The following is a 10,722-nucleotide window of genomic DNA, read 5'->3' as shown; positions in this document are numbered from 1 at the left end:
AGCACGGTGCGGCCCTCGGCGTGCCAATCCTAGACCAGCGCGAGCAGATCGACCGTGGTCTTGCTGTCGATGGCGTTGAAGGGTTCGTCGAGCACGATCAGCTTCGCGTCCTGCAGCAGCACCCGCGCGAACAGCACGCGCTGCATCTGGCCGCCGGAGAGCGTGCCGATCGGGCGGTTCTCGAAGCCATTGAGGCCCACCGCGGCGATCGCGCGCAGGATCTGGCCGCGTGCGGCCTTGCCGATGCCACCGAACAGGCCGGCCTTGCGCCAGAGGCCGGTGCCGACGAAATCGAACACCGAGATCGGGAAGCTGCGGTCGATCTCCGCGCTCTGCGGCAGGTAGGCGATGTCCCTGCTGTCGAGCCCGCCGAGATGGATGCTGCCGTCAAGCGGCGGGAGGATACCGACGATGCCGCGCAGCAGCGTCGACTTGCCAGCGCCGTTCGGACCGATCACGGCCACCAGCGCGCCGGAAGCGACTTCGCCTTTGAGATGGTGCACGGCCGGATGCCGGTCATAGCCGAGCGTGACGTTGTGAAAGTGGAGCGCTGCCATCCTCACCTCATCGCCAGTAGAACGACGCCCCACAGCACGGTGCAGACGGCGAGCGCGGCCGCGAGACGGCCCGCCATGGTCATGCGCAGGATCGACCAGGGCGCCGCCTGGGCCGGATGCGGCGAGGCCGCATCGTGGACATGGGCGTGGGTATGGGCATGGCTGTGATCATGGCCATGCGGATGGTGGCCATGAGAATGGGCGGGGGCATGGTCGTCACGATGGACGTGGGACGCGGCTGGAACCATCGCAGGATGTTATATTATAACATCACGCCTGTCCACGGCTCCGGGGCGGCATTCCGGGGCGCACGAAGCATCCGACGAGGAATCCCAAGACTGGGTGGCTCGGATCGAGGGAATGCACGTCCTGACAAGGAAAGGCAGCCGCGTCCGCGACCGCCTTTGTTTACGTCATTCCGGGCGGCGCATCAGCGCCGAGCCCGGAATCCATCGGGTGTCAGCCCGAGTGGACGAATGGATTCCGGGTTCGCCCTGCGGGCGCCCCGGAATGACAGCGAGGCCTTAGGCCTTCTCGAACAGGGACTCCACGTATTCCCAGTTCACGAGGTTCTCGACGAACGCCTTCAGATAGTCGGGACGGCGGTTGCGGTAGTCGATGTAGTAGGAGTGCTCCCAGACGTCGCAGCCGAGGATCGGGGTGGCGCCGTGCACCAGCGGATTCTCGCCGTTCGGGGTCTTGGAGATCTCGAGCTTGCCGTTCTTGACCTGGAGCCAGCACCAGCCGGAACCGAACTGGCCGACGCCGGCCGCCTGGAAGTCGGTCTTGAACTTCTCGAAGCCGCCGAGGTCCTCGTTGATCTTCTTCTCGAGCTTGCCGGGCAGCTTGGTGCCGCCGCCATTGGGCTTCATCCAGCTCCAGAAGTGGATGTGGTTGTAGTGCTGGCCGGCATTGTTGAACACCGCGGGGTTCTTGCCGAACGAGCCCTTGACGATCTCTTCAAGGGACTTGTCTTCCCATTCGGTCCCTTTGAGCGCGTTGTTGCCGTTGGTGACGTAGGCCTGATGATGCTTGTCATGGTGATATTCCAGCGTCTCCTTCGACATGTACTGGCCGAGGGCGTCATAGGCGTAAGGAAGTGGGGGCAGCGTAAAGGTCATGGCTTCTTGTCCGCAACTGGTGGGGAACGAGATTTAACGGTCACCCCTTATAGAAGGTTCCGCCGCCATTAAATACCTCAGAATTTGCGAAAAGGCGTGATGCGGCGGTCTCGTCCCGATGCACAAATTGAACGCAACCTGTAGCGTCGATCGACCCTGCGGCTTGTCATGGAATATCATTGCCTTTGAAGCGCTTACGACAGAACGAACGCGCCACGAAGCGGAGCTGTGAAGGACGAGGCCATGAGTATCGAGATCGACATTCTGAACGGCGACGCCTCGTGGCCGATGGCCGAGCCGCTGCATCAGGCGGTCTGGGGACCGCAATTGATCGCGGGCAAGCCTTGGGCTGACGTGAAATGGGCCAATGCCGACCTGCGCGTGCTGATCGAGACGCCTGAGGACGGTCTGGTCTGCCATGTCGGCATCTACTTCCGCACCGTTACCTGGAACGGACAGAAGGTCCATATTGGCGGTATCGGCGGCGTCTGCACGCGCGAGGACCGGCGCGGCCGCGGCTATGCGACCGTGGCGATCGACGCAGCCGTGCACACGATCAGGGCCAACGAGGCCGCCCGCTTCGCCCTGCTGTTCTGCGAACCCCACAATTTTTCGTTCTACGAGACGCGGAGTTGGCTGCCATTCAAGGGCGAGGTCTATTGCGAACAGCCGGAGGGGCGGATCCGCTTCACCCACATGGCGCCCTACGTCTTCAACATCGTCCGCGCGCCGACGCTGGGCACGATCGACCTATGCGGCCTGCCGTGGTGAGCCCTGCGTGAGCGAGGGCTGCGCCGGCCGATTCGCGCCCTATAGTATGTCGAACATCATCCAATATTCCGCCCGGTGAACATGACGATCTACGCCCCCCTAGACGCCATCCCGCCGCGTGCACCGGTCGCTTCCTCCATCGCCAGCCTGCTGACGGCACCGATCCTGCCGACGCTGCTGCGGCTCGCCATCCCCAACATGATCGCTATGGTCGGCAGCACGCTGGTTGCGGTGGCCGAGACCTCCTATATCGGTCGGCTCGGCACCATCCCGCTCGCGGCGATCGCGCTGGTGTTTCCGTTCGCGATGCTGACGCAGATGATGAGCGCGGGCGCGATGGGCGGCGGCGTCTCCTCGGCGATCAGCCGCGCCCTCGGCGCGGGGGATCGCGACCGCGCCGCGACGCTGGCCCTGCACGCCACCATCATCGGCCTTTGCGGCGGGCTGCTCTTCACGGTGATGATGCTCGTGTTCGGCCGCTCCTTCTTCGCCCTGCTCGGCGGCCGCGAGCGCGTGCTGGAAGAAGCCTGCAGCTACTCACAGGTGCTGTTCTCCGGCGCGGTGGCGATCTGGCTCGTCAACACGCTGGCCTCGGTGATCCGCGGCACCGGCGACATGCGCCTGCCCTCGGCGGTTCTGATCGGCGCGAGCGTGGTCCAGATCGCGCTCGGCGGCACGCTCGGGCTCGGCCTGTTCGGCGTGCCGCAATTCGGCATGCCGGGTGTGGCAGCAGGCCAGCTGATCGCGTTCAGTTGCGCGGCGATCCTCTTCGTCTGGTATCTGCTGTCCGGACGCAGCCGGCTGCCGCTGGATGTCCGCGCCTTTCATTTCGAGCGCGCGATGTTCCTGGACATCCTGAAGGTCGGCGCGGTAGCCTGCTTGTCGCCGCTCCAGACCGTGCTCACCATCCTGATCTTCACGAAGATCCTCGCGACCTTCGGCACCGAGATGCTGGCTGGCTACGGCATCGGCTCGCGGCTCGAATTCCTGCTGATTCCGATCACCTTCGCCTTCGGCATCGCCTCGGTGCCAATGGTCGGCGTCGCCATCGGCGCCGGACACGTGAAGCGCGCGCGGCGCGTGGCCTGGACTGCGGCTGCGGCCTCCGGCCTCACGGTCGGCCTGATCGGCCTCCTCGTCGCGCTCGCGCCATCGCTGTGGGTCGGACTTTTCACGCGCGATCCCGGTGTCACCGCCGCGGCATACAGCTATTTCCACTGGGCCGGACCGGCCTTCGTGTTCTTCGGGATGGGCGTGTCGCTTTACTTCTCCTCGCAGGGCGCCGCGCGCGTCGGCGGTCCTGTGCTCGCCTCCACCGCGCGGCTCCTGATCGTCGCGATCGGTGGCGTCGGGCTCATGAGCGCGCAAGCTCCGGCCTGGACCCTGTTCGCGCTGGTCGGCGGCGCCATGGTCGTGTTCGGACTCTCGACAGCGGCCTCGGTCGCGTTCGTGCGCTGGGGCAAATGAGCGCAGGTAGAACATCCGGCAATTGAACGCAGGAATGTGATTCCAGCCGGCGTTGCACTATCCCGCCGGGCTGCTATTGAGGCGCTCCATTTTCGAGGCCTTCCATGACTTCCAGATTCGCAGCTCTCATCGTCCTCCTCACCGCGCTGCTTGGCACATCTGCCGCGCGTGCGCAGAGCGCCGACGGGACCTGGCTCACGCAGGCGGGCGATGCGCGCGTGAAGATCAGCAAATGCGGCGGCGGCATCTGCGGGCACGTGGTCTGGCTGCGCGAGCCCTACGACACCTCGACCGGCCAGCCCGCCACCGACAGCAAGAATCCCAATCCCGCACTTGCCAGGCGTCCGATGATCGGCCTGCCCTTGTTCAGCGGCATGGAGCCGGTGGGACCGAACAAATGGTCGGGGCAGATCTACAACGCCGACGATGGCAGCACCTATGCGAGCAATATCAGCCTGACGGGTGCGGACTCGCTGCGGGTCGAAGGCTGCGTCGGGGCGCTCTGCGGCGGCGAGACCTGGACGCGCGCGGGACGGTAGTCTCGTGTCCCGGACGCGATCTTCTCACGCGGTCATTGCTTTCAGCTCCGTCGCCGCCGAGGCGTAACCGCCCCGCGCGCCGTCGATGAAGTGGACGTGGTCGCTGCGCAGCACCGACGGCGTGAAGCAGGTCATCATCGCCGCATCTTGCCGGTGAAGGCCATAGCGCACGATACCGTCGCGCGCGGCCGCCGCGAGACGCTCACTCAACGCGCGTTCGAGCTGCGGCGTGCAGTCGAGGATCATGCGCAGACCGTCGTCATATTTTCTGAAGTCCGAGTTCTCGACCACCTGACGCCTGTAGACCGCGGGCACGAAGCCCCCGACCTTGAGGTCGAAGCGCATGACCAGATAGATGAACAAATTATAGGCCAGCACGACGGCCTTACGAAAGAGCAGCGAACGGCCGCGCTTGGTGCGGGCCTCGAATTCCACCCCCTGCGGCGGCCATTTCAGCGGCGGCCCCTGCGGCGGCACCGGGCGGCCACCGTCCGGGCTGCGCTCGACGAGATGGATGATATCCTCGATCACCTTGCGGAAGGCGTGCGGATCGGCGCCACGCGCCGGCATCACCAGTACCGACAGGATCAACCCGCGTGAGGCCGGAATCACCTCGAAGCGACAGGACAGGCCCGACAGATCGGGCTGCGTGCCGGCCGGCGCCTCCTTGACCGCAAACTCGCCGCGCTTCATCGCGGCGTCGGCCCAGGCGAGCCCGCCGCCCGAGAACATCGCGTAGGACAGGTTGGCTGACGGCCCGAAGCGGGCGACGCGCACGTCAAGCCCCTGCGCGCGGATGGCGCTGACCGGCACCAGTGCCACGCGCATGGTCAGATCGAGATCTTCCCGCACCCAAGTCGCGGTCGCCGCCAGCGCCTCGCGGGCAAGTTCGACATCCTCCGCCGCAACCGCGAAGCTCGCGCCGTCGCCGCCGAACACGAAGGGGAATTCGCGCCCCTCCAACGCGTTCGTCACCGCCGCGATCACCGCGGCGCCGGCCATGTTCACCGCCTTGTAGCGCTGCGCCGCGATGGCCTTGGTCGAATCGACGATGTCGGCGACACCGATGCTCCAGTCGTCGGGCAGCGGGGCATAAAGCGAGGGATCCATCAGGCTGGTGAAGCCTCGGAAGACGGGAATGCCGCCATAAAAGGATTGGCCTGAGGTCATCGGGATGCCGGATGGTTGGAATGCAAGAAAAATACGGGGCAGGATCGATCCGGGTTCGCTGGCCGGCGGACCTTTCAATCATTGGCCGAAACGGGCCCGGACAACAAGATGCGGCCGCGCGGCAATTCCGCCGCGGGTCATTGATCGGCATCAAACGGCGGCCCGGAGAGAGCGGCTATCGTCGGTCAGCTCCAGGAGGCGCAGGGGATCATTGCGGTGTCCGATTTAGGCAAGAAGGACTCGCCCTCTCCGGTCCGCCGGCACACGGGCGTCGATCCGGTCAGCGCGGTGAAGATGCCCGAGGGGCTGACCGCCGCCGTCGATCAATGGGCTGAAGCTCATCGCCTGACCCGCTCGGACGCGATCTGCAAGCTGATCGAGCTGGGCCTCAAAATCGCGCCTCCCGCGCCGACACCGGTCCACCCGCTCGCATCGGAAGCCACCAAGATCGAAGAGATCGCAGTGCACGAGATCGAGTCGCTGCTTGATCCCGCGTTGCCGGCGGACGAACGCGAGCGCCGCATCCGTCGGCTCACCGAAGGGCCGCCGGAATTTTCACACGAACGAATTGACCTGCCGAAGCAGCATCGGACCTGAAGCGTTTAAAGGTTATTGTTCTGCGCATGATCTTTCCGGAAAACCGCTTCGCACTTTTCCGGATCATGCTTAATGCAGCTTCTCGCTCTGGCGCTTGCGCAAGGTGTCGATGGAGGCATCGTGGCAGCCGACCAAGCGGACGAATTGCTGCGGGTACATTTCGTGGCCGTGACTACCGGAGTTCTGATGCGTCATCGGCGGGCAGCGGACATCGCCCGGCTTGGGAGGGCATTGCTCCGCGCGGCCCTGGCTCGAAGCGGTCATGTTTGATGTGGCCATCGACTGCTCCCCTTCTATTAGGGCAGATCGATTGACGTAACCCAATCGATTGCGGGGCATCTTACGACCAAATCCGGCTGTCTGTCATTGCGCCGGATCAACGCAAACTGCCACGACCGGGTTCCGCCTACGCCGTATTCCCCGCGTCGATCGTGAACACCGTCCCGGTAACGTTGCGGCCGCCTTCTCCCAAAAGGTATTCCACCATGCGCGCGACGTCGTCCGTCTCCGGAAGGCGGCGTAGCGCGCTTCGGCTGGCGATGCGCTTGCGTCCTTCGTCGGACAGATTGTGCGTCAGCTCGGTGTCGATGAAGCCTGGAGCGATCGCATTCACGGTGATGCCGAGCTTGCCGACCTCGCGCGCGAGCGAGCGGGTGAACCCGGTGGCGGCGGCCTTGGTCGCACCGTAGACCGACAAGCCGTTATAGCCGGTGGTGGCGATGATCGAGGAGATGTTGATGATGCGCCCCGCGCCATCGGCCATCATCTGCCGCGCCACGTATTTGGTGAGAATGATCGGCGACAGCACGTTGAGCTGTACCAGTGCCTCGATTTCGGAATTGTGCATGGTGGCGAGCAGGCCCTCGGTGCCGAGGCCGGCATTGTTGACGAGGCCGTAGATCGGGCCGAACTCGTCGCGCACGAGCTTTGCGAAGGCTGGGATCGCATCGATCACGGCAAGGTCGCAGGCGCGGAAATGCAAACGCCCTTCGGAGGCTATGATCGCCGCCTTGAGCTCCTCGCTCTCGCGCCGCGCCGACGCGATCACGTTGAAGCCGGCAGCGACGAGGCGCTTGCCGATCGCCAGCCCAATGCCGCGGCTCCCGCCGGTGACGAGAACGTTATGCATCGGTACGCGCCAATTTTCCGGCCGGGGTGACGTCGAGCGCCTCAACGAAGCGGATCACGGCCGGTACCTTGTGGGAGGCGAGCCGGGCGCGGCACTGCTCCAGGATCTGGTCGCGGATCTCCTTCGCGCGGGCCGGATCGGCGCCGTCGGCCAGGATCACATCGGCGACGACGATGCCGCCGGTGATGGGACTGCGGCGCGATCTCGCCCGTGACATCCGCACGTCTGGATGACGGTTGATCACCGCCTCGATCTCCTCGGGGTGGACCTTCAGCCCGCCGATATTGATGATGCCGCCGCGACGGCCGACGAAGTAATAGCGGTTGCCGCGCAGCTCGACGATGTCGCCGCTGTCGACGAAGCCGTCGGCGTCGGTGAGCGGCGCCGCGTTGCGGCCGACATAGGCATGGGCCGTGCGTGTCGATCGGATCCGCAGCGAGCCGTCGACGACCTTCATCTCGACGCCGTTGCGGTTGCCGAGATAATCGGCCGGAAAACCCTCCAGCCCGTCATTGACGGCGAAGCCGACGCCGGCTTCCGTCGAGGCATAGGCGTGGCCGACGGAAGCATTGGGGAATGCCGCCTTCAAGCCGTCGAGCACGGCCTGGTCGGCGATCTCGCCGGAGAGACGCACATAAGCCGGGGAAAATTGCGCGGCCGAACCACTCATCAGGAGCTTGCGCCAATGCGAGGGCGTGCCGGACATGTGCGAGACGTCGCGCGCGTTCAGCCGCGCGACGTGATCGCCGAGCGCTTCATGCGGATCTGACAGCACCATCGAGCCGCCCGAGAGAATGGCGCGGAGGAAGATCTGCAAGCCGCCATAGCGGCGGATGTCGTAGAACGTCGCCCATACCGGCGCCGGTCCGCGCCCAGGGCCCTCGGCGACGATCGCGCCGGTCAGCGCCTCCAGCGTATGGCCGACGATCTTCGGCACCCCGGAGGTGCCTGACGTCAGCATCAGCCATTCGGTGGCGCGCTCAGATTTGGCAGGATCGGTGGCTTGAAGCGGCAAGCGCACGGTAACGACCAGCGGCACGCTGGACGCCGCCCAGCGATCGGGCTCGTCGGTCACGACCGCATCGATCCCGGCATCCGCGATTAGCGCGTCGAGATGTGCCGGGTCGAGATCGGGCGGACAGAGCAGCATGCGACGCGCGATGCCGTCGAGCTCGATCATGGCAAGGCCCGACCGGAGCTGATCGGACAGCTTCAGGAGCACGGCGCGGCCGGACAGTTGGTGCAGGCGGCCGCCGAGAACTGTGTTCGACAGGATATCGGTCAGCGACACGACATCGTGCGCGTCCGAAATCGTGCGGCCCGTCAGCCCCGCGCCGAGATGGTCGCGAAGCGCAAAGATCTCACGCGGGGACATTTTCGTAGGCCCGCACGAAATCGCCCACCGTAGCAGGGAATGCAGCGTCCTCGGAAATCGTGAAGGGGTCGACGCCCGTCTCGTCCTCGAGGCGCGCGACCAGGATCGCGAAAGCGAGCGAGTCGAAACCCGTCTCGTGCAGGGAGAGATCGTCCGAGAGCGCGGGAAGCGTGACGTGCTGTTCCTTGGCGATCTGCTGGATCGCTTCGATGACCTTTGACCTTACCGACATGGCTGGCTCGCTTTTCATTGTCGTTTCGTGTTGCGGCGGCTCTTGATGACCGCCTCCCCATGGCCGTCTGTTTACCCGACAGAAGTAAATGGCTGCTTGGACAATTCAGATAAAATTGGACCTATCTGCTGATTTCCGGGCGCTACAGCCTGATCGTGCCGTCGTTGACGCGAGCATGGACCTCGGCATCCAACGCGATATAGGCACCGGACTTCGGATCGAGGACGAACAGCGGATCGGAGATCGCGGCCGGGTCAAATCCCTCGCGGGCGAGCTCGCCCTTTTTCTGCTTGAAGGTCTCGGTGGCATCCAGCTCGCGCGAGATGCGGATGAAGACCGGGCGGGCATAGGACGGCAAGCGGTGCGCGAGATGATCAGGCAGCGCGGCGATGTCGAAACCTTCGTTCACGACGATCGCGCTCATACCTGCGCGGCCGTCAGTGCCGGGAATGCCGACGCCGTAGGTGGTGGCATCGACGACGCCGCGGAAATCGCGCACGGCATCGTTGACCTCCGATGTCGCGACGTTCTCGCCCTTCCAGCGGAAGGTATCGCCGATGCGATCGACGAAATGGAAGAAGCCTTTGTCATCGATCCGCATCAGATCGCCGGTACGAAACCAGGCATCGCCCCTGGCAAACACGTCGCGCAGGATCTTCTTCTCGGTCTCGCCGGCGTCGGTATAGCCCTCGAAGCGGCCGCCGCCCTCATCGGCGGTGCCGATGCGGCCGATGGCTTCGCCGGTCTCGCCGCGGGCGCAGGCAATGCAGAGGCCCTCGTCATTGCGCAGCGGCACGCCGCTGTCGGGGTCGAGCTTGACGAGACTGGCCGGGAAGCGATGCGCGAGCAGCGGCGGGATGCGGCCGATCGCGCCCGGCTGTCCCTCGACATTGAACAGCGAGAAATTTCCTTCCGTCGCCGCGTAAAATTCGAGGATCCGTGGAATGGCGAAGCGGGCCTGGAAATCCTCCCAGATGTCGCCGCGCAGGCCGTTGCCGCAGACGAGCCGCAGGCGGTGCCGGCCCTCGTATTCGGAAGGCGCCGCCTTGAGCAGATAGCGGCAGAGCTCGCCGATATATTGAAACAGCGTGCAGTCGTGCCGCACGATGTCGGACCAGAAGTTCGAGGCGGAGAATTTCTCCGCAATCACCACGGAGCCGCCCGCGGCCAGCATGCTGCATGGCGCGACGATGCCGCCGACCGAATGGAATAGCGGCAGACAGTCGTAGAGCCGATCTTGCGGCGTCGCACCGGTGAGGCCGGCAAACCAAAGGCCCCAATTGAGAATGCGGCGGTGGCTGATGCTGGCGGCCTTCGGCAGGCCAGTGGTGCCCGAGGTGTAGATCAGCAGCGCACGATCGTTGATCGTGACGTCGCCATGCTCCTCGGGCGAGAGAGGTCCGTCGTCGAGGGCGGCAAGCGCGACGTCGATCGCGCGCTCGCGGCGGGCATCGCCATGGGTCCAGACTTTCGCGTCCGTCTTCAGGTGAGGCGCCGCGCTCTCCAGCGGCTGCATCAGCTCACACGCGACGATGACATGCGAGGGCTTGGCGACGTCGATGCAATGCGCGAGCGATTGCCCCACGAGCTTGGTGTTCAGCAGCGCGACCACGCCGCCGACCCGGCTGATGCCGAGCCAGGCCGCGACATAGTCAATGCCGTTCGGCATCATCAGCGCGACGGTGTCACCCTTGGCCACCCCGACCGACCGCGCCCAGCGGGCATAGCGGTTGATCCGCTTCGACAAGCCTTCATAGTCGAGCG

General features: G+C 65.1%; 12 protein-coding genes and 1 pseudogene. 4 read left to right on the top strand and 9 right to left on the bottom strand.

The genetic code is table 11. The features are described 5' to 3' along the window. Positions 1–32 precede the first annotated feature (32 nt). From JHD07_RS21430 to JHD07_RS21420, 3 genes and pseudogenes are all read right to left on the bottom strand, one after another. Positions 33–557, bottom strand: a pseudogene (locus JHD07_RS21430) (ABC transporter ATP-binding protein); the annotation flags it as partial. Between the two features lie 2 nt (positions 558–559). Beyond that, positions 560–805, bottom strand: coding sequence for a hypothetical protein (locus JHD07_RS21425; RefSeq protein ID WP_291625523.1), 246 nt, complete (start codon positions 803–805; stop codon positions 560–562). 276 nt (positions 806–1,081) lie between these two features. Then, positions 1,082–1,678: a superoxide dismutase gene (locus JHD07_RS21420; RefSeq protein ID WP_291625521.1), complete on the bottom strand. Its 597-nt coding sequence runs from the start codon at positions 1,676–1,678 to the stop codon at positions 1,082–1,084. A 243-nt stretch (positions 1,679–1,921) separates the two neighbouring features. Here JHD07_RS21420 and JHD07_RS21415 point away from each other — a divergent pair, with 243 nt between their 5' ends. From JHD07_RS21415 to JHD07_RS21405, 3 genes are all read left to right on the top strand, one after another. After that, positions 1,922–2,449 carry a GNAT family N-acetyltransferase gene (locus tag JHD07_RS21415; protein WP_291625520.1) on the top strand — a complete coding sequence of 176 codons (528 nt, stop codon included), beginning with the start codon at positions 1,922–1,924 and terminating at the stop codon, positions 2,447–2,449. An 81-nt stretch (positions 2,450–2,530) separates the two neighbouring features. Next, positions 2,531–3,916 carry an MATE family efflux transporter gene (locus JHD07_RS21410; RefSeq protein WP_291625518.1) on the top strand — a complete coding sequence of 462 codons (1,386 nt, stop codon included), beginning with the start codon at positions 2,531–2,533 and terminating at the stop codon, positions 3,914–3,916. Positions 3,917–4,020: 104 nt separating this feature from the next. Then, positions 4,021–4,455 (top strand): DUF2147 domain-containing protein, encoded by a 435-nt coding sequence (locus JHD07_RS21405; RefSeq protein ID WP_291625516.1) that lies wholly within the window; start codon positions 4,021–4,023, stop codon positions 4,453–4,455. 24 nt (positions 4,456–4,479) lie between these two features. Here JHD07_RS21405 and JHD07_RS21400 read toward each other — a convergent pair whose 3' ends face one another. Then, positions 4,480–5,625, bottom strand: coding sequence for a DUF3095 domain-containing protein (locus JHD07_RS21400; protein WP_291625514.1), 1,146 nt, complete (start codon positions 5,623–5,625; stop codon positions 4,480–4,482). 207 nt (positions 5,626–5,832) lie between these two features. Here JHD07_RS21400 and JHD07_RS21395 point away from each other — a divergent pair, with 207 nt between their 5' ends. After that, positions 5,833–6,222 carry a hypothetical protein gene (locus JHD07_RS21395; protein WP_291625525.1) on the top strand — a complete coding sequence of 130 codons (390 nt, stop codon included), beginning with the start codon at positions 5,833–5,835 and terminating at the stop codon, positions 6,220–6,222. Positions 6,223–6,291: 69 nt separating this feature from the next. On the opposite strand, the gene JHD07_RS21390 is transcribed toward JHD07_RS21395, so the two are convergent. The 5 genes from JHD07_RS21390 to JHD07_RS21370 form a co-directional block, all read right to left on the bottom strand. Continuing rightward, positions 6,292–6,501 (bottom strand): hypothetical protein, encoded by a 210-nt coding sequence (locus JHD07_RS21390; protein ID WP_291625511.1) that lies wholly within the window; start codon positions 6,499–6,501, stop codon positions 6,292–6,294. A gap of 127 nt (positions 6,502–6,628) precedes the next feature. Then, positions 6,629–7,351, bottom strand: a complete 723-nt coding sequence (locus JHD07_RS21385; protein WP_291625509.1) for an SDR family NAD(P)-dependent oxidoreductase — start codon at positions 7,349–7,351, stop codon at positions 6,629–6,631. Next, entirely contained in the window at positions 7,344–8,726 is a 1,383-nt protein-coding gene (locus tag JHD07_RS21380) for a class I adenylate-forming enzyme family protein (RefSeq protein WP_291625507.1), read from the bottom strand. Before JHD07_RS21380 ends, JHD07_RS21385 begins: the two co-directional genes overlap by 8 nt. Beyond that, a complete protein-coding gene (locus tag JHD07_RS21375) occupies positions 8,713–8,958 on the bottom strand; it encodes an acyl carrier protein (protein ID WP_015688794.1) in 246 nt (81 codons plus the stop codon). Before JHD07_RS21375 ends, JHD07_RS21380 begins: the two co-directional genes overlap by 14 nt. 142 nt (positions 8,959–9,100) lie before the next feature. Continuing rightward, the coding region (locus JHD07_RS21370) for a long-chain-acyl-CoA synthetase (RefSeq protein ID WP_291625491.1) at positions 9,101–10,722 on the bottom strand (1,622 nt) is incomplete at its 5' end.

Origin of the sequence: Bradyrhizobium sp. (assembly GCF_016462955.1) — a bacterium.
Taxonomy (GTDB): Bacteria; Pseudomonadota; Alphaproteobacteria; order Rhizobiales; family Xanthobacteraceae; genus Bradyrhizobium.
This window is presented reverse-complemented; position numbering and strand designations above follow the sequence as displayed.